A 25,532-nucleotide genomic window follows, 5' to 3' on the forward strand; every position below is an offset into this window, starting at 1 on the left:
CGGTCCGAAGGCGGGAGTAGTTCAATGGTAGAACCCTAGCCTTCCAAGCTAATGACGCGGGTTCGATTCCCGTCTCCCGCTCCACGAAAGGCGTCGCGCAACACGGAAGAATTCAGCCCTTGTGGCTCAGTGGTAGAGCACTCCCTTGGTAAGGGAGAGGTCGCGGGTCCGATTCCCGCCAAGGGCACCAGAGCAAGAAGGCGCGGCAGCGCCGGATGAGTTGAACGTTACTTTTCGGAGAGTCGAAAAATGGCAAAGGGTAAGTTCGAGCGGACCAAGCCGCACGTCAACGTCGGCACGATCGGCCACGTGGACCATGGCAAGACCACGCTGACGGCGGCCATCACCACGGTGCTGTCGACCAAGTTCGGCGGCGAAGCCAAGGCCTATGACCAGATCGACGCGGCTCCCGAAGAAAAGGCGCGCGGCATCACCATCAACACCGCCCACGTCGAGTACGAGACGGCCAACCGCCACTACGCGCACGTGGACTGCCCCGGCCACGCCGACTACGTCAAGAACATGATCACCGGCGCCGCCCAGATGGACGGCGCGGTGCTGGTGGTGTCGGCCGCCGACGGCCCGATGCCGCAAACGCGCGAGCACATCCTGCTGGCCCGCCAGGTGGGCGTGCCCTACATCATCGTGTTCCTGAACAAGTGCGACATGGTCGATGACGCCGAGCTGCTCGAGCTCGTCGAGATGGAAGTGCGCGAGCTGCTGTCCAAGTACGAGTTCCCCGGCGACGACACCCCGATCATCCACGGCTCGGCCAAGCTGGCCATGGAAGGCGACAAGGGCGAGCTGGGCGAGCAGGCCATCATGAAGCTGGCCGACGCGCTGGACAGCTACATCCCCACACCCGAGCGCGCCATCGACGGCGCCTTCCTGATGCCGGTGGAAGACGTGTTCTCCATCTCCGGCCGTGGCACCGTGGTCACCGGGCGCGTCGAGCGCGGCGTGGTCAAGGTCGGCGAGGAAATCGAGATCGTGGGCATCAAGCCCACCGTCAAGACCACCTGCACCGGCGTGGAAATGTTCCGCAAGCTGCTGGACCAGGGCCAGGCCGGCGACAACGTCGGTATCTTGCTGCGCGGCACCAAGCGCGAAGAAGTCGAGCGCGGCCAGGTGCTGGCCAAGCCCGGCTCGATCAAGCCGCACACGCACTTCACCGCCGAGGTGTACGTGCTGAGCAAGGACGAGGGCGGGCGCCACACGCCGTTCTTCAACAACTACCGTCCGCAGTTCTACTTCCGCACCACCGACGTGACCGGTGCGATCGAGCTGCCCAAGGACAAGGAAATGGTCATGCCCGGCGACAACGTGACGATCACCGTGAAGCTGATCGCCCCGATCGCCATGGAAGAAGGCCTGCGCTTCGCCATCCGCGAGGGCGGCAAGACCGTCGGCGCCGGCGTCGTGGCCAAGATCATGGAGTAATTGCAGAAACGCACGGCTCAGCGTCCGTAAGCGGGCCGCAGGCAGGTTGGCCTGAGACGAGCGACCGGTACTTCAGTACCGCGAGCGAGCGAAGGTCAAGATGCCAAGGACCGTAGGACGATGAGACGAGCGGCGGAGGGGTATAGCTCAATTGGCAGAGCGTCGGTCTCCAAAACCGAAGGTTGTAGGTTCGATTCCTACTGCCCCTGCCACCTGAGTGGCACCCGAAAAAACCAAGCCCGGCCGTGTGTCGGGCTTGAGCGTCTTGATGGATTAGCAGGAAATCGCGCCAAACATGGCCACTTCTCAAGTTGAAACCGTGACGACCGGCGCCGACAAGGCCAAGCTGGGAGCCGCCGTCGCGCTGGTGATCGCCGGCGTGGTGGCGTTCTACCTGCTGGGGCGCCAGGGCCAGTGGGCGCAGTGGGGCGCCCTGCTGGTGGGGTTGGCCGCGGCATTCGCGGTGTTCATGACCTCCGAAACCGGCAAGATCTTCGTGGCCTTCGGCCGCGACTCCTGGAAGGAAGTCAAGAAGGTCGTCTGGCCCACCCGCAAGGAGTCGATCCAGATGACGGGCTACGTGATCGCCTTCTGCGCCATCATGGCCGTGTTCCTCTGGACGACCGACAAGACCCTCGAATGGGTCCTCTATGACCTGATCCTGGGGTGGAAGAAGTGATGAGCGAGATCGATACACAGGCCGGTGAGCCGAGCGCCCAGCCCGATGCGCCGGCCAAGCCGACGCGTCCCGACATGCACTGGTATGTCGTGCACGCCTATTCCGGCATGGAAAAGGCGGTGGAGCGCAACATCCGCGAGCGCATCAACCGCGCCGGCATGCAGGACATGTTCGGCCAGATCCTGGTGCCCACCGAGGAAGTCGTCGAGATCAAGAACGGCCAGAAGCGCACTTCCGAGCGCCGCTTCTACCCGGGCTATGTGCTGGTGCAGATGGTCATGAACGACGACACCTGGCACCTGGTCAAGCACACCAACAAGGTCACCGGCTTCGTCGGCGGCGCGAAGAACCGCCCGGCGCCGATTTCCGAGGGCGAAGTGGCCAAGATTTTCGGCCAGATGGAAGAGGGCACCGAAAAGCCGCGCCACAAGGTCGAATTCGTGGTCGGCGAGTACGTGCGCGTCAAGGACGGCCCGTTCACCGACTTCAACGGCACGGTCGAGGAAGTCAACTACGAGAAGAACAAGGTCCGCGTGTCGGTCACGATCTTCGGACGTGCGACGCCGGTGGAACTGGAATTCAGCCAGGTCGAAAAGACCTGACGATCGCCCTGCGCGCACCGACTCCGCGCAAGGTTGAAGAGACAGAGTCGTTAACCCCCGGGGAGCCGAAGCCGGAAGGCCAAGGCGTCATCACCCGCAAGGAGTAAAAAACATGGCGAAGAAGATCGTCGGTTTTATCAAGCTGCAAGTGCCGGCTGGAAAGGCCAACCCGTCGCCGCCGATCGGGCCTGCGCTCGGTCAGCGCGGTCTGAACATCATGGAGTTCTGCAAGGCGTTCAACGCCCAGACCCAGGGCGTCGAGCCCGGTCTGCCGCTGCCGGTCGTGATCACGGCCTTCGCGGACAAGAGCTTCACCTTCATCATCAAGACGCCGCCGGCGACCACGCTGATCAAGAAGGCGATCAAGCTCGACAAGGGCTCGTCCAAGCCGCACAGCGACAAGGTCGGCAAGATCACCCGCGCCCAGCTCGAGGAGATCGCCAAGACCAAGATGAAGGACATGAACGCCGCGTCCGTGGACGCCGCCGTCCGTACGCTGGCTGGCTCGGCCCGTTCCATGGGCGTCACGGTGGAGGGCCTGTAAATCATGGCAAAGCTGACCAAGAAGCAGAAAGCCCTGCAGGGCAAGGTCGACAGCACCAAGCTGTACGCGCTGGGCGAGGCGCTCGGCATGGTCAAGGATGCGGCGACCGCCAAGTTCGATGAATCCATCGACGTGGCCGTTCAGCTGGGCATCGACCCGAAGAAGTCCGACCAGGTGGTGCGCGGCGCGGTCGTGATGCCCAACGGCACCGGCAAGACCAAGCGCGTGGCGGTGTTCGCCCAGGGCGCCAAGGCTGAGGAAGCCAAGGCAGCCGGCGCCGACGTGGTCGGCATGGACGACCTGGCGGCCCGTGTGAAGGCCGGCGACATGCCCTTCGACGTGGTGATCGCCGCGCCCGACGCGATGCGCGTGGTCGGTGCGCTGGGCCAGATCCTGGGCCCGCGCGGCATGATGCCGAACCCCAAGGTCGGCACGGTCACCCCCGACGTCGCGACCGCGGTGAAGAACGCCAAGGCCGGCCAGGTGCAGTTCCGCGCCGACAAGGCGGGGATCATCCACGCCACCATCGGCCGCCGCTCGTTCGAATCGGACAAGCTGCAAGGCAACCTGTCGGCGCTGATCGAGGCGCTGAACAAGGCCAAGCCGGCCACCAGCAAGGGTGTGTACCTGAGGAAAGTGGCGGTGTCGTCGACCATGGGTCTGGGTGTCCGCGTGGACCTGCAGACCCTCTCGGCGTAATCGCGTAAAGGAATTCCCGGCCGCGCGGGCAGGTGCGGCTGGGTGTGGTGGGCTGCCGGGCTCATCGGAAGGTGAAACCGGCAGGCCATCCAGGACCGTTGGCGGGGGCGCGAGTCCCCTTAATCGATCGAAAGCCAACGCAGATGGCGATCCCGCTGAAGATGGAATTGAAGTTTCTTTCTGAAGTTGGTCGCTGCAACGAAGGCGGGCCGAAGGTGGCAACCGACGGCCCATTTGAAGGAGTAGACCTTGAGTCTGAATCGCAGTGAGAAGCAAGCGGTCATCGACGAGGTGACCGGTCTCGCCGCTAAAGCTCAAACGCTGGTGATGGCGGAATACCGCGGCATCACGGTCGCCGACATGACGAAACTGCGCAACGATGCGCGCAGCAAGGGCGTGACCTTGAGTGTTCTGAAGAACACCCTGGCGCGCCGTGCTGTGGCGGGCAGCGCGTTCGAAGTGGTCGGCGAGCAGATGACCGGCCCGCTGATCTACGGCTTTTCTGTGGACGCAGTCGCCGCCGCCAAGGTGGTGGCCGACTTCGCGAAGACCAACGACAAGTTGGTCATTCGCGGCGGCGCGTTCGCGGGCAAGGCCCTGGACGTCAACGGCGTGAAGCAGCTGGCAAACATTCCCTCCAAGGAAGTTCTGCTGGCTCAGCTTTGCGGCTTGCTCATGTCGCCCATCTCGCGCACGGCCGTGGTGCTGGGCGCCCTGTCCGCCAAGAAGGGCGGCGGCGAAGAAGCCGCTCCCGCGGCGGCTTGATGAGCGCGGCAACGAACCCAACCTATCTGAAGGAAATTTGAAATGGCATTCGATAAAGACGCATTTCTGACGGCGCTGGACAGCATGACCGTCATGGAACTCAATGACCTGGTCAAGGCCATTGAAGAGAAGTTCGGCGTGTCCGCCGCGGCCATGGCCGCCCCGGCTGCCGCTGGCGGCGGCGCCGCTGCACCGGCCGCGGAAGAGAAGACCGAGTTCACGGTCCAGCTGATGGAAGCCGGCGCGAACAAGGTGTCGGTCATCAAGGCCGTGCGCGAAATCACCGGCCTGGGCCTGAAGGAGGCCAAGGACCTGGTGGACGGCGCGCCCAAGGCCGTCAAGGAAGGCATTGCCAAGGCTGACGCCGAAGCGGCCAAGAAGAAGCTGGAAGAAGCCGGCGCCAAGGTCGAGCTCAAGTAATTCGACCCGGCTGCCGAGGCTGGAGTCCCGAAAGGGCCTCCAGCCTTTGGTGCTTTATGGAGTGCGGCAAGAGCGCACTCGAAAAAACTGGGAGAATACGAGGTTTCCCCTAGTTTTTTCGAGTGTCTTCTGATACCGACTGCAGAAGACGCCTTGGTTCGGGCGATGTGCAATGCATCGCTGTCCGCCATGGTTGGTAGTGGCCAACCCACCAAGAACGCCGGGCCCCGGAGACACCGGAAACCCGGCGCCAGTTGCGCAAGAGCTCATTAGCCCGGAGATCTCATGGCCTATTCTTACACCGAACGCAAGCGCATCCGCAAAAGCTTCGGCAGCCGCGACAGTGTGCTGGAAATCCCGTACCTGTTGCAAATGCAGAAGGACGCGTACACGGCTTTCCTGCAAGCCGACGCCCATCCGCAAAAACGCACGATCGAGGGCCTGCAGGCCGCCTTCGACGCCGCCTTCCCGATCGTCTCGCACAACGGCTTCGTCGAGATGAAGTTCCTGGAATACAACCTGGCCAAGCCCGCCTTCGACGTGCGCGAGTGCCAGACCCGGGGCCTGACCTTCGCGTCGGCGGTGCGCGCGCGCGTGCAACTGATCATCTACGACCGCGAGTCCTCCACCCCGCAGTCCAAGGTGGTCAAGGAGGTGAAGGAGCAGGAGGTCTACATGGGCGAAGTGCCGCTCATGACGGACAAGGGCTCGTTCATCATCAACGGCACCGAGCGCGTGATCGTGTCGCAGCTGCACCGCTCGCCGGGCGTGTTTTTCGAGCATGACAAGGGCAAGACGCACAGCTCGGGCAAGCTGCTGTTCTCGGCCCGCATCATCCCCTACCGCGGCTCCTGGCTCGACTTCGAGTTCGACCCCAAGGACATCCTGTACTTCCGCGTCGACCGCCGCCGCAAGATGCCGGTCACGATCCTGCTCAAGGCGATCGGCCTCACGCCGGAGTCGATCCTGGCGAACTTCTTCGTCAACGACAACTTCCGCCTGATGGACAGCGGCGCGCAGATGGAGTTCGTGCCCGAGCGCCTGCGCGGCGAAGTGGCGCGCTTCGACATCACCGACAAGAGCGGCAAGGTGGTAGTGGCCAAGGACAAGCGCGTCACGGCCCGCCACACGCGCGACCTGGAGCAGTCCGGCACCACCCACATCAGCGTGCCCGAGGACTACCTGGTCGGCCGCGTCGTCGCCCGCAACATCATCGACCCCGACACCGGCGAGATCATCGCCAAGGCCAACGATGAGCTGACCGAATCGCTGCTCAAGAAGCTGCGCCAGGCCGGCATCCAGGACCTGCAGGTCATCTACACCAACGAGCTCGACCAGGGCGCGTACATGTCGCAGACCCTGCGCATCGACGAGACCGTGGACGAATTCGCCGCCCGCGTCGCCATCTACCGCATGATGCGCCCCGGCGAGCCGCCGACGGAGGACGCGGTGCAGGCCCTGTTCCAGCGCCTGTTCTACAACCCCGACACCTACGACCTGTCGCGCGTCGGCCGCATGAAGTTCAACGCCAAGATCGGCCGCAACGAAAGCACCGGCCCGATGGTCCTGACCAACGAGGACATCCTCGCGGTGGTCAAGATCCTGGTGGACCTGCGCAACGGCCGCGGCGAAGTGGACGACATCGACCACCTGGGCAACCGCCGCGTGCGCTGCGTCGGCGAGCTGGCCGAGAACCAGTACCGCACGGGCCTGGCCCGCATCGAGAAGGCCGTCAAGGAGCGTCTGGGCCAGGCCGAGCAAGAGCCGCTGATGCCGCACGACCTGATCAACTCCAAACCGATTTCCGCGGCCCTGAAGGAGTTCTTCGGCGCGTCGCAGCTGTCGCAGTTCATGGACCAGACCAACCCGCTGTCGGAGATCACCCACAAGCGCCGCGTCTCGGCCCTGGGCCCGGGCGGCCTGACGCGCGAGCGCGCCGGCTTCGAAGTGCGCGACGTGCACGTCACGCACTACGGCCGGGTGTGCCCGATCGAGACGCCGGAAGGCCCGAACATCGGCCTGATCAACTCGCTGGCGCTGTACGCGCGCCTGAACGAGTACGGCTTCATCGAGACGCCGTACCGCCGCGTGGTGGACGGCAAGGTCACCAACCAGATCGACTACCTGTCGGCCATCGAGGAAGGCAAGTACGTCATCGCCCAGGCCAACGCGGTGCTGGACAAGGAAGGCCACCTCACCGGCGACCTGGTGTCGGCGCGTGAACACGGCGAATCGGTGCTGGTCAGCGCCGACCGCATCCAGTACATGGACGTCTCGCCGGCGCAGATCGTGTCGGTGGCGGCCTCGCTGGTGCCCTTCCTGGAGCATGACGACGCCAACCGCGCGCTGATGGGCGCCAACATGCAGCGCCAGGCGGTGCCGGTGCTGCGTCCGGAAAAGGCCTTCGTCGGCACCGGCATCGAGCGCGTCTCCGCGGTCGACTCCGGTACGGTGGTCACCGCCAACCGCGGCGGCGTGGTCGACTATGTCGATGCCACCCGCATCGTGGTGCGCGTCAACGATGACGAAGCCGCCGCCGGTGAAGTCGGCGTGGACATCTACAACCTGATCAAGTACCAGCGTTCCAACCAGAACACCAACATCCACCAGCGTCCGATCGTCAAGCGCGGCGACCGCATCGCCAAGGGTGACGTGGTGGCCGACGGCGCCTCCACCGACCTGGGCGAGCTCGCGCTCGGCCAGAACATGCTGGTGGCGTTCATGCCCTGGAACGGCTACAACTTCGAGGACTCGATCCTCATTTCCGAGCGCGTGGTCGCCGACGACCGCTACACCTCGATCCACATCGAGGAACTGGTGGTGATGGCGCGCGACACCAAGCTGGGCGCCGAGGAAATCACCCGCGACATCCCGAACCTGTCGGAGCAGCAGCTCAACCGCCTGGACGAGTCCGGCATCATCTACGTGGGCGCCGAGGTCATGCCCGGCGACACGCTGGTGGGCAAGGTGACGCCCAAGGGCGAGACCACGCTGACCCCGGAAGAGAAGCTGCTGCGCGCGATCTTCGGCGAGAAGGCCTCCGACGTGAAGGACACCTCGCTGCGCGTCGACCAGGGCTCGCAGGGCACCGTGATCGACGTGCAGGTCTTCACCCGCGAGGGCATCCAGCGCGACAAGCGGGCGCAGCAGATCATCGACGATGAACTCAAGCGCTTCCGCCTGGACCTGAACGACCAGCTGCGCATCGTGGAAGCCGACGCTTTCGACCGGATCGAGAAGCTGCTGACCGGCAAGGTCGCCAACGGCGGCCCGCAGAAGCTGGCCAAGGGCACCAAGATCGACAAGGACTACCTGCAGTCGGTCGAGAAGTTCCACTGGTTCGACATCCGCCCGGCGGACGACGACGTGGCGACCCAGCTCGAGTCGATCAAGAACTCGCTGGAGCAGACGCGCCACAGCTTCGACCTCGCCTTCGAGGAAAAGCGCAAGAAGCTGACCCAGGGCGACGAGCTGCCGGCTGGCGTGCTGAAGATGGTCAAGGTCTACCTGGCCGTCAAGCGCCGCCTGCAGCCCGGCGACAAGATGGCCGGCCGCCACGGCAACAAGGGCGTGGTCTCCAAGATCGTCCCGGTCGAGGACATGCCCTACATGGCCGACGGCACGCCGTGCGACATCGTGCTCAACCCGCTGGGCGTGCCCTCGCGCATGAACGTGGGCCAGGTGCTGGAAGTCCACCTGGGCTGGGCCGGCAAGGGCATCGGCCAGCGCCTCGGCGACATGCTGCAGCAGCAGGCCCGCGCGGCCGAACTGCGCAGCTTCATGGATCAGCTGTACAACAGCTCGGGCCGCAAGGAAGACCTGGCCAAGCTGTCCGACGAGGAAGTGCTGGAGATGGCCGGCGAGTTGGCCAAGGGCGTGCCCTTCGCGACCCCGGTGTTCGACGGCGCCTCCGAGCAGGAAATCCGCGGCATGCTGCAGCTGGCCTATCCGGAAGAGATCGCCCGGCTGAAGGGCCTGACGGCCACGCGCACGCAGGCGCACCTGTACGACGGCCGCACCGGCGAGCAATTCGAGCGCCCGGTCACCGTGGGCTACATGCACGTGCTCAAGCTGCACCACCTGGTGGACGACAAGATGCACGCGCGTTCCACCGGCCCGTACAGCCTCGTCACGCAACAACCGCTGGGCGGCAAGGCCCAGTTCGGCGGCCAGCGCTTCGGCGAAATGGAAGTGTGGGCGCTGGAGGCCTATGGCGCCTCGTACACGCTGCAGGAAATGCTAACCGTGAAGTCCGACGACGTGCAGGGCCGCACCAAGGTGTACGAGTCCATCGTCAAGGGCGAGCACGCCATCGAAGCCGGCATGCCGGAATCCTTCAACGTGCTGGTGAAGGAAATCCGCTCGCTGGGCATCGACATGGAACTCGAGCGTTCTTAATTCAAAGGGACAGATCACATGAAATCGCTACTCGACCTGTTCAAGCAATTCACGCCGGACGAGCATTTCGATGCCATCCGCATCGGCATGGCGTCGCCCGAGAAGATCCGTTCCTGGTCCTTCGGTGAAGTCAAGAAGCCGGAAACCATCAACTACCGCACCTTCAAGCCGGAGCGCGACGGCCTGTTCTGCGCCAAGATCTTCGGCCCGATCAAGGACTACGAGTGCCTGTGCGGCAAGTACAAGCGCCTGAAGCACCGCGGCGTCATCTGCGAGAAGTGCGGCGTCGAAGTCACGCAGACCAAGGTGCGCCGCGAGCGCATGGGCCACATCGACTTGGCCGCGCCCTGCGCGCACATCTGGTTCCTGAAGTCGCTGCCGTCGCGCCTGGGCCTGGTGCTGGACATGACGCTGCGCGACATCGAACGCGTGCTGTACTTCGAAGCCTATGTGGTCACCGACCCCGGGATGACGCCGCTGAAGAAGTTCAGCATCATGTCCGAGGACGACTACGAGGCCAAGCGCAAGGAATACGGTGACGAGTTCATCGCCAAGATGGGCGCCGAGGGCATCAAGGACCTGCTCGAAGGCATCGACATCGAACTCGAGATCGAGAAGCTGCGCGGCGACCTGACCGGCTCCGAGGTCAAGGTCAAGAAGAACGCCAAGCGCCTGAAGGTGCTGGAAGCCTTCAAGAAGTCCGGCATCAAGCCGAACTGGATGGTGATGGACGTGCTGCCGGTGCTGCCGCCGGACCTGCGTCCGCTGGTGCCGCTGGACGGCGGCCGCTTCGCGACCTCCGACCTGAACGACCTGTACCGCCGCGTCATCAACCGCAACAGCCGCCTGCGCCGCCTGCTGGAGCTGAAGGCGCCGGAGATCATCGCGCGCAACGAGAAGCGCATGCTGCAGGAAGCGGTGGACTCGCTGCTGGACAACGGCCGCCGTGGCAAGGCCATGACCGGCGCGAACAAGCGCGCGCTGAAGTCGCTGGCCGACATGATCAAGGGCAAGAGCGGCCGCTTCCGCCAGAACCTGCTGGGCAAGCGCGTCGACTACTCGGGCCGTTCGGTCATCACCGTGGGCCCGACGCTCAAGCTGCACCAGTGCGGCCTGCCCAAGCTGATGGCGCTGGAGCTGTTCAAGCCCTTCATCTTCTCGCGCCTGGAGGCGATGGGCATCGCCACCACCATCAAGGCGGCGAAGAAGGAAGTCGAATCCGGCACGCCGGTGGTGTGGGACATCCTCGAAGAGGTGATCAAGGAGCACCCGGTGCTGCTGAACCGCGCGCCGACGCTGCACCGCCTGGGCATCCAGGCCTTCGAGCCGATCCTGATCGAAGGCAAGGCGATCCAGCTGCACCCGCTGGTGTGCGCGGCTTTCAACGCCGACTTCGACGGCGACCAGATGGCCGTGCACGTGCCGCTGTCGGTGGAAGCGCAGATGGAAGCCCGCACGCTGATGCTGGCCTCCAACAACGTGCTGTTCCCCGCCAACGGCGAGCCCTCCATCGTGCCCTCGCAGGACGTGGTGCTGGGCCTGTACTACACGACGCGCGAGCGCATCAACGCCAAGGGCGAGGGCATGATGTTCGCCGACGTCGGTGAAGTGCAGCGCGCGCTGGACGCCGGCCAGGTCGAGCTCACCTCCAAGGTGGCGGTGCGCCTGACCGAGTGGAACCGCGACAAGGCCTCCGGCGAATTCGTGGCCACGACCTCGCTGGTCGACACCACCGTGGGCCGCGCGCTGCTGTCGGAGATCCTGCCCAAGGGCCTGCCCTTCTCCAACATCAACAAGGCGCTGAAGAAGAAGGAAATCTCCAAGCTGATCAACGCTTCGTTCCGCAAGTGCGGCCTGAAGGAGACGGTGGTCTTCGCCGACAAGCTGCTGCAGAACGGCTTCCGGCTGGCGACCAAGGCCGGCATCTCGATCGCGGTGGACGACATGCTGGTGCCGCCGCAGAAGGCCGACATCATCGGCCGCGCCGAGAAGGAAGTGAAGGAGATCGAGCAGCAGTACGTCTCGGGCCTGGTCACCGCCGGCGAGCGCTACAACAAGGTGGTCGACATCTGGGGCAAGGCCGGCGACGAAGTGTCCAAGGTCATGATGGCCCAGCTGGCCAAGGAAAAGGTCACCGACCGCAACGGCAAGGAAGTGGACCAGGAGTCCTTCAACTCCATCTACATGATGGCCGACTCCGGCGCCCGCGGCTCGGCCGCCCAGATCCGCCAGCTGGCGGGCATGCGCGGCCTGATGGCCAAGCCGGACGGCTCGATCATCGAGACTCCGATCACGGCCAACTTCCGCGAAGGCCTGAACGTGCTCCAGTACTTCATCTCCACGCACGGCGCCCGAAAGGGCCTGGCCGACACGGCGCTGAAGACCGCGAACTCCGGCTACCTGACGCGCCGCCTGGTCGACGTGACGCAGGATTTGGTCGTGACCGAGGAAGATTGCGACACCCGCGACGGCTCGCTGATGCGCGCCATCGTCGAGGGCGGTGAAGTGATCGAATCACTGCGCGACCGGATCCTGGGCCGCGTCGCCGCCGAGGACGTGCTGCATCCGGAAAGCCGCGAGGTGATCGTCAAGGCCGGCGAGATGCTGGACGAGGACGCGATCGAAGAGCTCGAGACCGCGGGCGTGGACGAAGTGCGCGTGCGCACGGCGCTCACCTGCGCGACGCGCTTCGGCCTGTGCGCCAAGTGCTACGGCCGCGACCTCGGCCGCGGTGGCCTGGTCAACGTCGGCGAGGCGGTCGGCGTGATCGCCGCCCAGTCGATCGGCGAGCCCGGCACGCAGTTGACGATGCGTACCTTCCACATCGGCGGCGCCGCCTCGCGCGCGGCCATCGCCTCCAGCGTGGAAGCCAAGTCCACCGGCGTGATCGGCTTCAACAGCACGATGCGCTACGTGACCAACAGCAAGGGCGAACTGGTGGTGATCGCGCGTTCCGGCGAGATCATCATCCACGACGAGCACGGCCGCGAGCGCGAGCGCCACAAGGTGCCGTACGGCGCGACCCTGAGCGTCAAGGCCGACCAGCAGGTCAAGGCCGGCACGCCGCTGGCCACCTGGGACCCGCTGACGCGACCCATCATCACGGAATTCGCCGGCAAGGTGAAGTTCGAGGGCGTGGAAGAGGGCCTCACGGTCGCCAAGCAGGTCGACGAAGTGACCGGCCTGTCCACCTTGGTGGTCATCAAGTTCGACCCGAAGCGCTCGGCCAAGGCCCTGCGCCCGCAGGTCAAGCTGATCGACATCGCGGGCAACGAGGTGAAGATCCCCGGCACCGACCACTCGGTGACGATCGGCTTTCCGGTGGGCTCGCTGATCCAGGTGCGCGACGGCCAGGACGTGAACCCCGGCGAAGTGCTGGCGCGCATCCCGATCGAAGGCCAGAAGACCCGTGACATCACCGGCGGTCTGCCGCGCGTGGCGGAGTTGTTCGAAGCGCGCTCGCCCAAGGACAAGGGCGTGCTGGCCGAGATCACCGGCACCGTGTCGTTCGGCAAGGAGACCAAGGGCAAGATCCGCTTGCAGATCACCGACCCGGACGGCAAGGTCTGGGAAGAGCTGGTGCCCAAGGAAAAGAACATCCTGGTGCACGAAGGCCAGGTGGTGAACAAGGGCGAATCCGTGGTGGACGGCCCGGCCGACCCGCAGGACATCCTGCGCCTGCTGGGTGCCGAGGAACTGGCGCGCTACATCGTCGACGAAGTGCAGGACGTCTACCGCCTGCAGGGTGTGAAGATCAACGACAAGCACATCGAGGTGATCGTTCGCCAGATGCTGCGCCGTGTCGTGGTCGAGAACGTCGGCGAGTCGAGCTACATCGCCGGCGAACAGGTCGAGCGTTCCGAGATGCTGGACACCAACGACGCGCTGCGCGCCGACAACAAGGTGCCTGCCACCTACAGCAACCTGCTGCTGGGCATCACCAAGGCCTCGCTGTCGACCGACTCGTTCATCTCCGCGGCTTCCTTCCAGGAAACGACGCGCGTGCTGACCGAGGCGGCGATCATGGGCAAGCGCGACGAACTGCGCGGCCTGAAGGAAAACGTCATCGTCGGCCGCCTGATCCCCGCGGGCACCGGCATGGCGTACCACCAGGCGCGCAAGGTCAAGGACCAGATGGACGAGGCCGAGCGCCGCGCCATCGCCGATGCCGAAGCCGCGGAACTGGCCGGTGCGGCCGCGACCGCCGAGGCCACCGCGCCCGAGGCGAGCGAAGGCGCCCCCACCGAGTAAGCCTGGACAGGCTCTAAACTGGTGCCCCGGTCCTGCAAAGGCCGGGGCGCTTTTTTTTTCGATGCGATGATGACCGAAACCATCGTCCTCTGGAGTGCCGCCGCCGTCCTCTTGTTCTGGGCCGTCGGCGCGTACAACCGGCTGGTGCGACTGCGCGCCGCGGCGATCGCCGCCTTCGCGGCGGTGGATGCCGAATTGGGCCAGCAGATCGAGCTGGTGCAGGCGCAGCTGCCGCAGGGCACGCAGCCGGCGCCGCTGGAAGGCCTCACCTCCATCTGGACTTCCCTGCAGGCCGCGGCCGCGCAGCTGGCGGTGAGCCTGTCCGCTGCACGCCACAAGCCGCTCGATCCCGCGCGCGTGGCGGCGCTGGGCACCGCGCAGGATGCGCTGGCCACGGCCTGGGAGCACGCGCAGCACGATGAAGCGCACGACCTGGCCGGCGCGCGCCTCCCGGACACGGTGTTGTCGCGGCGCGCGCAGCTGGCGGCGCAGGCGCGCGCCGCCACCGGCCAGTTCAACCAGGCGGTGGAACGCTACAACCAGGCGATCGCCCAGTTTCCCGCCATCATGCTGGCCTGGCTGTTCGGGTTCAAGCCGGCGCGCGCGTTGACGCCGGCGCCGATCTCGCGGCCAGCCTGAGCCCATGGTGCAGACACCTTCTTCCCTGCCGCTCTGGCGGCTCCTGCAGGCCGCCTCGCAAGTGGTGGCGGCGGTGCGCGCCGGACAGTCGGCCACCCCGGCCCTCGACCGCCTGGCGCCCGCAGCACGGCCCGGTGCGCAAGCGCTCGCTTTTCATGCACTGCGCCACCTGGGCCGGGCCGAGGCCCTGCGCCGTCAGCTGGCCCGCCGGCCGCCGCCGGCCGGCGCGGATGCGCTGCTCTGCACCGCGCTGGCCCTGTGCTGGCGCGACGAGGAGGCGCCGTTCGAGGCCTTCACGCTGGTGGACCAGGCGGTGGAGGCGGCCAAGCGCGGCGACGCGCGCGGCCAGGCCAGCTTCATCAATGCCTGCCTGCGCCGCTTCCTGCGCGAGCGCGCCGCCCTGACGGCGGCGAGCGAGCGCGATCCGGTGGCCGTCTGGAACCACCCGAAGTGGTGGATCGACCTGCTGCGCCAGGACCACCCGTCGCAGTGGCAGCGCATCATCGACGCCAACAACGCGCGCGCGCCCATGACGCTGCGCGTCAACCTGCGCCGCACCAGCCGGGAGGACTACCTGCGGTCGCTGCAAGCGCAGGGCATCGTCGCCAGTGCGGTGGGCGAGCACGGCGTGATCCTCGCGCAGCCGCGCGGCGTGCACGAGGTCCCCGGCTTCGACGAGGGCCTGGTGTCGGTTCAGGATGCCGCCGCCCAGCTCGCCGCGCCCCTGCTGCTGCGCGAACTGGCGCCGGCGGGCCGGTCGCTGCGCATCCTCGATGCCTGCGCCGCCCCGGGCGGCAAGACCGCGCACCTGCTCGAACTGGCCGACGCCGACGTGACGGCACTGGACATCTCGCCCGAACGCTGCGAGCGGATCGGGCAAACACTGGCGCGACTGCAGCTGCGCGCGCAAGTCATCGCTGCCGATGCCGGCCAGCCGCACGCCTGGTGGGACGGGCAGCTGTTCGACGCCATCTTGCTGGATGCGCCCTGCAGTGCGTCGGGCATCGTGCGCCGCCACCCCGACGTGCGCTGGCTGCGCCGGGCCAGCGACATCGGGCAACTGGCGGCGATCCAGGCGCGCTTGCTGGCCACGCTGTGGCCGCTGCTGGCTCCCGGCGGACGGCTTCTGTACTGCACCTGTTCGGTGTTCCGCGCCGAGGGAAATGGCCAGCTTGAAACGTTTCTTGCGCACAACAAAGAGGCGCTTTTGCGGCCTGCGCCCGGCCAATTGCTGCCCGAATCCGGGGATATGGACAATGGCCTCCGGGACAATCGGGGAAGTGATCACGACGGTTTCTATTACGCGCTGCTGGAAAAAGCCGCTTGAGCGCGCATGCCTGTGTGTGCTGATGTGCCTGGCCCTGCTGCTGGCAGGCGCGGCGCGGGCCGAAAGTTCGGGCGCCGAAATCGCGCACCTGCGCCTGGATCGCACCGAAGACGGGCTGCTGCTGTCGGCCAATGTCCAGTTCGAGCTGCCGCAGGCCGTCGACGATGCCCTGCAGAAGGGCATCCCCATGTACTTCGTGGCCGAGGCCGTGCTGCTGCGCGACCGCTGGTACTGGTACGACAAGCAGGTGGCGACCGCCACGCGCCACATGCGGCTGTCCTACCAGCCGCTGACGCGCCGCTGGCGCCTGGTCGTCTCGCCCACGCAGATCGGCAGCTCCGGGCTGGCGCTGGGTCAGAACTTCGACACGCGCGACGAGGCGCTCGCCCTGGTGCAGCGGATCTCGCACTGGAAGATCGCCGATGCGTCCGAGGTCGACCCGGACGCGCGCTACAACGTGGATTTCCGCTTCCGGCTCGACGTGTCGCAGCTGCCGCGCCCCTTCCAGATCGGCGCCGTCGGCCAGTCGGACTGGACCATCGTGGCCTCGCGCAACCAGCGCCTGGCCCTCGAAACCCCGCGGTGAACGGCGTGGCGACCCCGGCGTCCTCCCGGACCGCGCTGCGCAGCTCGCGCGCGTTCCGCTGGGCGGTGGGGGTGGGCGCGGCCATCATGGTGGCGATCGCCATCGTGCTGATGTTCCTGCTCACGCAGGCCACCAACAACCGCGAGCTGTACGAGCGCAACTACGGCCGCCTGTTCGTCATCAACGTGGTGGTGGCCGGCATCCTGCTGCTGGTGATCGGCTGGATCGCGCTGCGCCTGCTCACGCGCCTGCGGCGCGGCAAGTTCGGCAGCCGCCTGCTGGTCAAGCTGGCCGCGATCTTCGCCCTGGTCGGGTTCATGCCCGGCCTGCTGATCTACGTGGTGTCCTACCAGTTCGTGTCGCGCTCGATCGAGAGCTGGTTCGACGTCAAGGTGGAAGGCGCGCTCGACGCCGGCCTGAACCTCGGGCGGGTCACCCTCGACACCCTGGCCAACGACCTGGCCGGCAAGACCCGCAACGCCGCGCTGCAACTGGCTGAGACGCCGGACACCTCGGTGCCGCTGGCGCTGGAGCGGCTGCGCGAGCAGCTGTCGGCCAGCGACCTGATCCTGTGGAGCGGCAATGGCCAGCTGATCGCCAGCGCCGGCCAAACGCGGTTCCTGGTCAATCCGGAGCGCATCACGCAGCAGCAGCTGCGCAGCGTGCGCTCGCAACGCACGATGGCCGTGATCGAGGGCCTGGACGAGCCGGCGCCCGGCACCGCATCGAACGCCCGCATCAAGGCGCTGGCCGTCGTGGCGCCATCGGGCGTGGGCTCCTTCGGCGAGCCGCGCGTGCTGCAGGCCACGCAGCCGCTGCCGGCCGGGCTGGTGGCCAACGCCATCGCGGTGCAGGAGGCCAACCGCGAGTACCAGGAGCGGGCGCTGGCGCGCGAGGGCCTGCGCCGCATGTACATCGGCACGCTGACCCTGAGCCTGATCCTGGCGGTGATCGGCGCCGTGCTGCTGGCGGTCGTGCTGGGCAACCAGCTCGCGCGCCCGCTGCTGCTGCTGGCCGCGGGCGTGCGCGAGGTGGCCGCCGGCGACCTCAGTCCCAAGCCGGCGCTGCAGGGCAAGGACGAACTCGGCGGACTCACCCGGTCGTTTGCGCAGATGACGCAGCAACTCGCCGACGCGCGCGCCGCGGTCGAAAAGAGCATGGGGCAGGTGAGCGCTGCGCGCGCCAACCTGCAGACCATCCTGGACAACCTGACGGCCGGCGTGGTGGTGCTCGACGAGCAGGGCAAGATCCAGGCGTCCAATCCCGGCGCGACGCGCATCCTGCGCGTGCCGCTGGCGGCCTGGGAGGGCCAGCCGCTGGCGGCGGTGCAGGGCCTGGAGAGCTTCGGCCAGGCCGTGCAGCAGCAGTTCGACGACTACATGGCCGAGCGCAAGCTGCACGCGCTGGACCACTGGCAGCAATCCTTCGAGTTGAACGCGGGCACGCCGGACACCGTCACCCTGGTCGCCCGCGGCGCCGAGATGCCGGGCAACGCGCGGCTGCTGGTGTTCGACGACATCTCCGAGATCGTGTCGGCGCAGCGCGCCCAGGCCTGGGGCGAAGTGGCGCGCCGCCTGGCGCACGAGATCAAGAATCCGCTGACGCCGATCCAGCTGTCGGCCGAGCGGCTTGAAATGAAACTGACCGGCAAGCTGGCCTCCGCCGAGCAGGCGGTGCTGGCCAAGTCGGTCCGGACCATCGTCGACCAGGTCGATGCCATGAAGCGCCTGGTCAACGAGTTCCGCGACTATGCGCGTCTGCCGGCCGCCGAACTCAAGCCGATGGACCTCAACCGGCTGGTCGGCGACGTGCTGGCGCTGTACGCGCGCGAGGGCGCCGACGGCGACCCGGCCCACGTGCCGGTGCACCTGCAGCTTGATCCCGACTGCCCGAAAATCATGGGCGACGAACACCAGTTGCGGCAGGTGATTCACAACCTGTTGCAAAACGCCCAGGACGCCACCGAGGGGCGCCCGCTGCGCGAGGTCAAGGTCCTGACCGAATGGCACGAGAAGTCCCGGCGAGTGCGCCTGATCGTGCAGGATACCGGCACCGGCTTCGCCGATCACCTGCTGAAGCGCGCTTTTGAGCCCTACGTCACGACCAAGGCCAAGGGGACGGGTCTTGGCCTCGCCGTCGTGAAAAAGATCGCGGATGACCACGGCGCGCGCGTCGATCTCAAGAATCGCCAGCAGGACGGGGCGATTTTGGGTGCCCAAGTGTCGCTATCATTCGCAGTTGCGGCTTAGCAACACATCCCTGCCGCGACGGAACGCTGCGAAAACATGGCAAACATCCTGGTGGTCGACGACGAACTTGGCATTCGCGACCTGCTCTCTGAAATCCTCAACGACGAAGGCCACAACGTAGAGCTCGCTGAGAACGCGGCTCAGGCGCGCAGCGCGCGCCAGCGTGGCCGGCCCGACCTGGTCCTGCTGGATATCTGGATGCCCGACACCGACGGCGTGACGCTGCTCAAGGAGTGGTCCACCACCGGCCTGCTGTCCATGCCGGTGATCATGATGAGCGGCCACGCCACCATCGAGACGGCGGTGGAGGCCACCAAGATCGGCGCCCAGGCCTTCCTGGAAAAGCCGATCACCATGCAGAAGCTGCTCAAGGCCGTGGAAGCGGCCTTGACGCGCACTACCAGCGCCGCCGCGGCCGCCGCGCGCAAGCCCGGCCCCGTGATGATGGCCGCCCCGCCGGCAGTGGAGCTCACCGTGGAAGCGGCCATGACCGGCGGCCAGAGCCTGCCGCCGGTGGTGGAAATGGGTCCGCAGGCGCGCCAGCTGTTCGAGCTGGACAAGCCGCTGCGCGACGCGCGCGACGAATTCGAGAAGTCCTACTTCGAGTTCCACTTGGCCAAGGAGGGCGGCTCCATGACCCGCGTGGCCGAAAAGACCGGCCTGGAGCGCACCCACCTCTATCGCAAATTGAAGCAGCTGGGCGTGGACCTCTCGAGGGGCAAGCGCAGCGCCTGATATAATTTCTGGCTCTGGCCCGGTAGCTCAGTTGGTAGAGCAGCGGATTGAAAATCCGCGTGTCGGTGGTTCGATTCCGCCCCAGGCCACCACCATTCAAGAAAAAGCCCACGCGGGCTTTTTCTTCGACCCCGCGGGAATAGCTCAGTTGGTAGAGCGCAACCTTGCCAAGGTTGAGGTCGAGAGTTCGAGACTCTTTTCCCGCTCCATCTCTATTTCTCATAGTCGCCACCTCGCGTCATTGTGGGATTGCAGATCCGCGTCTCGGTGGTTCGTTTTCGCCCCAGGCCGCCAGGTTGGAAGCCCCTGATCAGAAATGGTCAGGGGCTTTTTCCTTGTCCGGTTCGCTCACATGTCGTACTCGCGGCCCGCGTCGATCTGCGGTGGCTGACCTGTTGGCGGGCAACGAACTGCAATCAAGATCTCCGCCCCGACATTCAGTTCTGGTCGCGCAGGTGTGGAAAGCTGGCCTCATTTCAGGCCTCAATCGGGAATATCAACTGAAGCACCGCTCAGACGCCCGTCTACAATTGCAACACTTTAAGGATGAGCTAGTGTTTCAGCGAATTTGTATGTGCGCCATGCTTGGCGCGTCTGTGTACCTGGTCGGCTGCGCCTCAATCGTTAACGGCCAGAATCAACCGGTCTCCGTCGAGACCCGCAACGATTCGGGTGTTGTCTCGGGCGCGACCTGCAAACTTTCGAACGACAAGGGTGCTTGGTTCGTGACGACACCAGGCTCCACCACCGTTCAAAGAAGCTATGAAGATTTGGCGGTGCACTGTACCAAAGAGGCCCATGAACCTGGTCTCGTTTCGGCAAAGTCCGGCACCAAGGCGATGGCCTTCGGCAACCTCCTCTTCGGAGGCGTAATCGGCGCGGCGGTGGATGTCGGTACCGGAGCGGCGTACGACTATCCGTCTCTCATCACGGTGCTCATGGGCAAAACGAGCACCCTCGCGCCCGCAACGCCCGCAACGCCCGCAACGCCCGCAACGCCAGCGTCTGCTTCGATGGCCCCGGTCGCAGCGGGCGTGGCTAACAAGTAGTCCACTTGCAGGCAGCGTCCACTCAGTCGATCGGGCGCGTCTAAATCCGCGTGTCGGTGGTTCCGCCCCAGGCCACCACCAATTCAAGAAAAAGCCCACGCGGGCTTTTTCTTCGACCCCGCGGGAATAGCTCAGTTGGTAGAGCGCAACCTTGCCAAGGTTGAGGTCGAGAGTTCGAGACTCTTTTCCCGCTCCACGGATCTTCGCCGCAGCTTCAGGCTGCCGCTGCCAATCGCGGCCTGCGCGTCGCTAGGAAGCTCACCGCCGCCACGATGCACAGCACCCCCGCCAGCAGGAAGGCCGGCGCGTAAGTGCCGATCGCATCGCGGCTGATGCCCGTGCCTACCGCCATCAAGCCGGCCGCCACGTGGTGCGATGCGAACACCCAGGCGAACACCGCGGGGCCCATGTCCGGACCGAAGGACTGCACCGTCAGGCGCACCGTGGGCGGCAGGGTGGCAATGAAGTCCAGCCCGTAGATCACCGCGAACGTGAGCAGCGCGATGGTGGACACGTCGGCATACACCAGCCACACCAGCGCCACGCCGCGCAGGCCGTAGTAGACCGCCAGCAGCCAGCGGTTGTCGTAGCGGTCGGCCAGCCAGCCCGAGCCGATGGTGCCGATCATGTCGCACACCGCGATGACCGCCAGCAGCCATGCCGACACGCCGAGCGGCACGCCGATGTCGTTGCAGAAGGGCACCAGGTGCGCCTGCGTGAGTCCGAAACTGGAGACCCCGCAGATCCCGAAGGTGAACGCGAGCAGCCAGAACATGCGGCTTTTCGCGCCCGCCGCCAGCGCGCGCAGGCTCAGGTGCAGGAAGTTCGCCGTCGGAGCGGCGGGCACCGCCACCGGCGCTTCGGCGCCCAGCGGCTGAAGGCCGACTTCCTGCGGGCGATTGCGCGCCAGCCACAGGAACAGCAACCAGGTCAGCGTCGCGCCGATGGTGGGCACGAGCAGCGCAACGCGCCAGCTCCAGGCCTCGCTGATCCACGCCGCCAGCGGCATGAAGATCAGGGTGCCGGTCGCCACCGCGGATCCGAGCACCCCGACCGCCAGTCCGCGGTGCGTGACGAACCAGCGCGTCGGCACCACCGCCGTCAGCTGCATCGCGGTGATGCCCGGGGCCAGCCCGAGCAGGATGCCCATGCCGAGCCACAGCTCCCACTTGCTGGTCATGGTGATCGACATGAGCATGCCGGCCAGCAGCAGGGCCCCGGAGATCGCCGTCATGACCCGCGGCCCGTAGCGCAGCATCAGGCCGCCCGCGAGCGGCGCGCACAGCCCGAAGATCGCCAGGCGCAGTCCCTGCGGCGCGGCCAGCTCGCCGATGCTCCAGCCGAGCTCACGCGACATCGGCAGGATCAGCACCGCCGGCACGCCCAGGGCCGAGGTGATGAAGACCGAATACAGGAAGGTCAGCGCCAGCATCACCCACGCGTAGTGCAGGCGGGAAGAGGCAAACAGGGCAGGCAGCGCCGAGGAGGTGGCGGGCATGGGCAAGTCCCCTTTCGCCCGCGAGGGCGCGGTGTGGTCCAGGCAGCGGAGGGTAGCGGGACGGTCCGGACGCGTCAAATCGCCCCGGCTCAGCCGACCTTTCCCTACGAATGCTGTCGCGCCACCCTGACGCGGCCGGGCCAGCGCGGCGCAGAGCATCAAGGTCCTGTCCTTTCGACGAAAGGAAGGCCGACATGAAGTTCGCATCCAGGCTCATCGGGCTGCTGGGCGTGTTTCTGCTCTCGTGGTTCGCCCTCAGCGCCGGCGCGCAGCGGGCCGACAGCGAGCCCACGCTGGCGCAGATCTACCAGGCAGCCAACAGCGGCGAGCTGCAGAAGGCGCAGGGCCTGATCGACCAGGTGCTGAAGGCGCATCCGGATAGCGCGCGGGCGCACTACGTCAAGGCGGAACTGGCCGCGCGCGACAAGGACTTCAACCTCGCACGCGCCGAGTTGTCCGCCGCGGAAAGGCTCGCGCCGGGGCTGCCCTTCGCCAGGCCCGAGTCGGTGCAGGCCTTGCAGAACCAGATCAACGCGCCGCCGCGCGGGGGCTCGACCGGAGGGGGCGCTTCGCCCGCGCCGGCCGGCGCCGACCCCGGCCACAGTGCCGGCCGTTCCGCCACCGGCTTGGCCTGGGGCCTCGGCGGTTTGGTCGCGGCCGTCGTGGTCGTCGCCCTGGTGATGCGCCGCGCCGGCGCGGCGGTCCGGGCATTGGAAGGCGGCAGCGCCGGCGAAGCGACCCGGCCGGCGGCTCCCCATGAGCAGACCGGACCCACGACCGGGCCAGGGGCAGCGGCGAATGCGCCGGGCCAAGGGCCGACGATCATGCGGGGACTGGGCGCCGGCTTGGCGGTGGGCGCCGGCGCGCTGGCCGCGCACGAGCTGGGGCGGCGCATCTTGGCGGAAGAAGGCCAGCCGGCGCCGGAGGGCCAGCGCACGGGCAGCATTCCGCCCGACCTCGACGCCATCGACGAAGGCATGCGGCGCAAGCTCAACACCGGAATGGGCGGCGAGAACTTCGGCATCGCCGATGACGTCGGCTGGGACGACGCCGGCGGCGCTGCGGCCGGTGATGCCGGCGGCGATGACTGGAATCCCTGAGCTCGCGCTATTCAGTCCGACAGCCGGATCCGACAAGCGCACGCGGCGCTCGCTGAACAATGCGCCGCCGGCCGCTCCCCACAATGGCTTGAAAGGAGAGCGGACATGCCAGACGATTCCACCCCGTTGGGCGATGCGATGACGCGTCGCTTTCCCCAGCAGAAGATTCCCGAGCCCGAACCAGGGTCGCCGGAGGCGGCCGAGCTCGAACAGGCGACCGACATCAGCCGCCGTCCCGGCCTGCCGGAGCATGCCCATCCCATCGATTTCGACGAGCAGGGCGAGCCTGAGCTTCCGGACGACCGCAGCGACCTGGGCGCGAAGCGGCCGAGCACGCAGCGGGGCTGAGTGATGCCTCCCGATGTCCCGGCGCCGGAGAACGTTCCGCCGCTGAACAATCCTGATCCGCAGCCGGGCGATCCCAAGCCGACGGCGCCGCCGCCCGATGAGGAGCCCGGGCGACGCTACATACCGATCGATCTGCCGGGACAGCCGCACGCCCCCGAACGAGCGCTCGGCTCCGCCACAGGAAGCGGCTAGGCCGCCTCGGCCTCGATGCGGCGCCGCAGGTCGCGAAAGCGTTCCAGCGGCTCGGCGCCGAACAGCGGGTCGTTGCCGGCCGGCGCGGCATCCTTGACCGCGATCCAGTCGGGCTCCTGCAGCAGGCGGCCGGCCAGCGGCAGGATGTCTTCTTCTTCCCTGGCGATGTGGTTGCCGTAATAGACCAGGAAGATGGCCGCCGCCTCCTCGATGTCGGCGCGCTGGATGATGGCGCCCGCATCGATCTCTTCGAGCATGCGCGCCAGCTCATCGCCGGCGCGGGCGATCACGCGGTGTTCCTGCATCAGGCGCGCCAGCGGCAGCTGCCGGTCCGGGCGCAAGGCGACCAGGCGGCGGAAGGCCTCATCCTCGCGCGGGTGGTGGTACTGGTCGGCGTATTCGCGCAGGTAGGAAATGATGTCCAGCATCAGCTGGGTGTTCGGCGCGTCGCCGCCGTGGAACACCTCGACTTCCTTGCGCAGCAGGCGCAGCAGCCGGCTGAAGTACATGTGTTCCTCGTGCCAGGCCTTCACCGGATCCAACATGGGGCCTTTCTCTCCTTGCGCAGTGCAAGGGCGCGGTTGGCTATTCGCGCGTGACCCGGACCAGTTCCTCGCGTGAGGTCATGCCCTCGCGGACCAGGCGCTCGCCGTCGTCACGCATCAGCGTCATGCCGGCCGCGAGCGCCTTGCTCCGGATCTCGGCTTCCGGCGCGCCGCTGTGGATCTGCGCGCGAATCCCATCGCTGGCCACCATCAATTCGAACACGCCGGTGCGCCCATGGTAGCCCGTATGCCCGCACTCTGGACAGCCCTTGGCCGTCCAGGTGCCGTTGGTCTGTACACGGCAGTGCGGGCAGAGCTTGCGCACCAGCCGCTGCGCCAGCACGCCCAGCAGCGAAGAACTGAGCAGGAAGGGCTCGACGCCCATGTCGGTCAGTCGCGTGACAGCGCTGGCGGCGTCGTTGGTGTGCAGGGTCGCCAGCACCAGGTGGCCGGTGAGCGAGGCCTGGATCGCGATCTGCGCGGTTTCGAAGTCGCGGATCTCGCCGATCATGATCACGTCCGGGTCCTGGCGCAGGATGGCGCGCAGGGCCTTGGCGAAATCGAGGTCGATCTTGGCGTTGACCTGCGTCTGGCCGATGCCCGGCAGTTCGTACTCGATCGGGTCTTCCACCGTCATGATGTTGCTGCTGGTTGCATCCAGCCGGCTCAGCGCCGCATAGAGCGTGGTGGTCTTGCCCGAGCCGGTGGGGCCGGTCACCAGGAGGATTCCGTGCGGCTGCGCGATCTGGGCCAGGAAGCGGTGCAGCGTGTCGCCGGTCATGCCGACCGATTCGAGACTGAGCTTGGACTCGCTCTTGTCCAGCAGGCGCAGCACCGCGCGCTCGCCGTGCGCGCTGGGCAGCGTGGACACGCGCACGTCCACAGCCCGCGTGCCGATGCGCAGCGAGATGCGGCCGTCCTGCGGCAGGCGCTTCTCGGCGATGTCGAGTTCGGCCATGATCTTCAGGCGCGAGATCAGCGCCGCGTGCAGCGCCCGGTTGGGCCGCACCACTTCGCGCAGGGTGCCATCCACCCGGAAACGCACACTCGAATGCCGCTCGTACGGCTCGATGTGGATGTCGCTCGCGCCGTCGCGCGCCGCCTGCGTCAACAGGGCGTTGAGCATGCGGATGATGGGCGCGTCATCGCTGGTCTCCAGCAGGTCCTCCACCGCCGGCAGTTCCTGCATCATGCGCGAGAGGTCGGCGTCGTTCTGCACCTCGCTGACGATGGTGGCGGCGCTCGATTCGCCCTGCGAGTAGGCCACGCTGATGCGCTGGGCCAGCTCGGCGGGGTCGAGCGGCTGCAGGGCGCGCACGCCGAACTTGCGGATCACCTCGCCGAGGGCCGGCGTCGCCGGCGCGGCGGCATGCCACAGCACCAGCTGGGCGCCGTCCTCTTCGAGCAGCAACTGGTGGCTGCGCGCGAACGCGTAGGGCAGCGGATATCGCATCAGGCCGATTCTG

The 25,532-nt window shown here is 66.7% G+C and carries 20 protein-coding genes and 6 tRNA genes; 23 read left to right on the top strand and 3 right to left on the bottom strand.

What is annotated here, in order from left to right:
* Positions 1 to 10: 10 nt before the first annotated feature.
* From UC35_RS11530 to UC35_RS11625, 21 genes are all read left to right on the top strand, one after another.
* A tRNA-Gly gene (locus tag UC35_RS11530) sits at positions 11 to 84 on the top strand.
* A 31-nt stretch (positions 85 to 115) separates the two neighbouring features.
* Positions 116 to 190, top strand: a tRNA-Thr gene (locus UC35_RS11535).
* 59 nt (positions 191 to 249) lie between these two features.
* Entirely contained in the window at positions 250 to 1,440 is a 1,191-nt protein-coding gene (gene tuf / locus UC35_RS11540) for an elongation factor Tu (RefSeq protein ID WP_061498189.1), read from the top strand.
* A gap of 136 nt (positions 1,441 to 1,576) precedes the next feature.
* A tRNA-Trp gene (locus UC35_RS11545) sits at positions 1,577 to 1,652 on the top strand.
* A gap of 83 nt (positions 1,653 to 1,735) precedes the next feature.
* Positions 1,736 to 2,119 carry a preprotein translocase subunit SecE gene (secE, locus tag UC35_RS11550; protein WP_061499583.1) on the top strand — a complete coding sequence of 128 codons (384 nt, stop codon included), beginning with the start codon at positions 1,736 to 1,738 and terminating at the stop codon, positions 2,117 to 2,119.
* Positions 2,120 to 2,193: 74 nt separating this feature from the next.
* Positions 2,194 to 2,721, top strand: a complete 528-nt coding sequence (nusG, locus tag UC35_RS11555) for a transcription termination/antitermination protein NusG (RefSeq protein WP_227820560.1) — start codon at positions 2,194 to 2,196, stop codon at positions 2,719 to 2,721.
* Positions 2,722 to 2,833: 112 nt separating this feature from the next.
* Positions 2,834 to 3,265 (top strand): 50S ribosomal protein L11, encoded by a 432-nt coding sequence (gene rplK, locus UC35_RS11560; RefSeq protein ID WP_061499589.1) that lies wholly within the window; start codon positions 2,834 to 2,836, stop codon positions 3,263 to 3,265.
* Between the two features lie 3 nt (positions 3,266 to 3,268).
* Entirely contained in the window at positions 3,269 to 3,964 is a 696-nt protein-coding gene (gene rplA / locus UC35_RS11565) for a 50S ribosomal protein L1 (RefSeq protein WP_061499593.1), read from the top strand.
* Between the two features lie 249 nt (positions 3,965 to 4,213).
* The gene (gene rplJ / locus UC35_RS11570) at positions 4,214 to 4,729 is read left to right on the top strand and encodes a 50S ribosomal protein L10 (RefSeq protein ID WP_061499595.1); all 516 of its coding nucleotides are present in this window, start codon (positions 4,214 to 4,216) and stop codon (positions 4,727 to 4,729) included.
* 42 nt (positions 4,730 to 4,771) lie between these two features.
* Complete coding sequence (gene rplL, locus UC35_RS11575; RefSeq protein WP_061499598.1) at positions 4,772 to 5,149, top strand: 50S ribosomal protein L7/L12; 378 nt, start codon at positions 4,772 to 4,774, stop codon at positions 5,147 to 5,149.
* 285 nt (positions 5,150 to 5,434) lie between these two features.
* Positions 5,435 to 9,547 (top strand): DNA-directed RNA polymerase subunit beta, encoded by a 4,113-nt coding sequence (gene rpoB / locus UC35_RS11580; protein ID WP_061499601.1) that lies wholly within the window; start codon positions 5,435 to 5,437, stop codon positions 9,545 to 9,547.
* Positions 9,548 to 9,565: 18 nt separating this feature from the next.
* Entirely contained in the window at positions 9,566 to 13,798 is a 4,233-nt protein-coding gene (gene rpoC, locus UC35_RS11585) for a DNA-directed RNA polymerase subunit beta' (RefSeq protein ID WP_061499603.1), read from the top strand.
* Between the two features lie 69 nt (positions 13,799 to 13,867).
* Entirely contained in the window at positions 13,868 to 14,437 is a 570-nt protein-coding gene (locus tag UC35_RS11590; RefSeq protein ID WP_082793563.1) for a hypothetical protein, read from the top strand.
* A 4-nt stretch (positions 14,438 to 14,441) separates the two neighbouring features.
* Positions 14,442 to 15,764: a 16S rRNA (cytosine(967)-C(5))-methyltransferase RsmB gene (gene rsmB, locus UC35_RS11595; protein ID WP_061499609.1), complete on the top strand. Its 1,323-nt coding sequence runs from the start codon at positions 14,442 to 14,444 to the stop codon at positions 15,762 to 15,764.
* A 22-nt stretch (positions 15,765 to 15,786) separates the two neighbouring features.
* Positions 15,787 to 16,350 (top strand): DUF4390 domain-containing protein, encoded by a 564-nt coding sequence (locus tag UC35_RS23515; protein ID WP_061499612.1) that lies wholly within the window; start codon positions 15,787 to 15,789, stop codon positions 16,348 to 16,350.
* Positions 16,347 to 18,599: an ATP-binding protein gene (locus UC35_RS11605; protein WP_415752698.1), complete on the top strand. Its 2,253-nt coding sequence runs from the start codon at positions 16,347 to 16,349 to the stop codon at positions 18,597 to 18,599. The genes UC35_RS23515 and UC35_RS11605 overlap by 4 nt, the downstream gene beginning before the upstream one ends.
* Before the next feature lie 36 nt (positions 18,600 to 18,635).
* Positions 18,636 to 19,334: a response regulator gene (locus UC35_RS11610; RefSeq protein WP_061499614.1), complete on the top strand. Its 699-nt coding sequence runs from the start codon at positions 18,636 to 18,638 to the stop codon at positions 19,332 to 19,334.
* Between the two features lie 16 nt (positions 19,335 to 19,350).
* Positions 19,351 to 19,426 (top strand) — tRNA-Phe (locus UC35_RS11615).
* A gap of 41 nt (positions 19,427 to 19,467) precedes the next feature.
* Positions 19,468 to 19,543 (top strand) — tRNA-Gly (locus UC35_RS11620).
* 174 nt (positions 19,544 to 19,717) lie between these two features.
* A complete protein-coding gene (locus UC35_RS24115) occupies positions 19,718 to 20,383 on the top strand; it encodes a hypothetical protein (RefSeq protein ID WP_193788640.1) in 666 nt (221 codons plus the stop codon).
* A 120-nt stretch (positions 20,384 to 20,503) separates the two neighbouring features.
* Positions 20,504 to 20,579: transfer RNA gene (locus tag UC35_RS11625), tRNA-Gly, on the top strand.
* 18 nt (positions 20,580 to 20,597) lie between these two features.
* On the opposite strand, the gene UC35_RS11630 is transcribed toward UC35_RS11625, so the two are convergent.
* Positions 20,598 to 21,881: an MFS transporter gene (locus UC35_RS11630; RefSeq protein ID WP_227820529.1), complete on the bottom strand. Its 1,284-nt coding sequence runs from the start codon at positions 21,879 to 21,881 to the stop codon at positions 20,598 to 20,600.
* A 194-nt stretch (positions 21,882 to 22,075) separates the two neighbouring features.
* Here UC35_RS11630 and UC35_RS23925 point away from each other — a divergent pair, with 194 nt between their 5' ends.
* Together UC35_RS23925 and UC35_RS11640 are read left to right on the top strand one after the other, a co-directional pair.
* A complete protein-coding gene (locus UC35_RS23925) occupies positions 22,076 to 22,981 on the top strand; it encodes a tetratricopeptide repeat protein (protein ID WP_061499617.1) in 906 nt (301 codons plus the stop codon).
* Positions 22,982 to 23,086: 105 nt separating this feature from the next.
* Positions 23,087 to 23,329: a hypothetical protein gene (locus UC35_RS11640; protein ID WP_145979405.1), complete on the top strand. Its 243-nt coding sequence runs from the start codon at positions 23,087 to 23,089 to the stop codon at positions 23,327 to 23,329.
* 188 nt (positions 23,330 to 23,517) lie between these two features.
* Here the strand turns inward: UC35_RS11640 and UC35_RS11645 are convergent, their stop codons facing one another.
* Positions 23,518 to 24,066, bottom strand: a complete 549-nt coding sequence (locus UC35_RS11645) for a hemerythrin domain-containing protein (protein WP_061499623.1) — start codon at positions 24,064 to 24,066, stop codon at positions 23,518 to 23,520.
* A gap of 40 nt (positions 24,067 to 24,106) precedes the next feature.
* A complete protein-coding gene (gene gspE / locus UC35_RS11650; RefSeq protein WP_061499626.1) occupies positions 24,107 to 25,519 on the bottom strand; it encodes a type II secretion system ATPase GspE in 1,413 nt (470 codons plus the stop codon).
* Positions 25,520 to 25,532: the final 13 nt, after the last annotated feature.

Origin of the sequence: Ramlibacter tataouinensis, assembly GCF_001580455.1 — a bacterium.
GTDB lineage: Bacteria > Pseudomonadota > Gammaproteobacteria > Burkholderiales > Burkholderiaceae_C > Ramlibacter > Ramlibacter tataouinensis_B.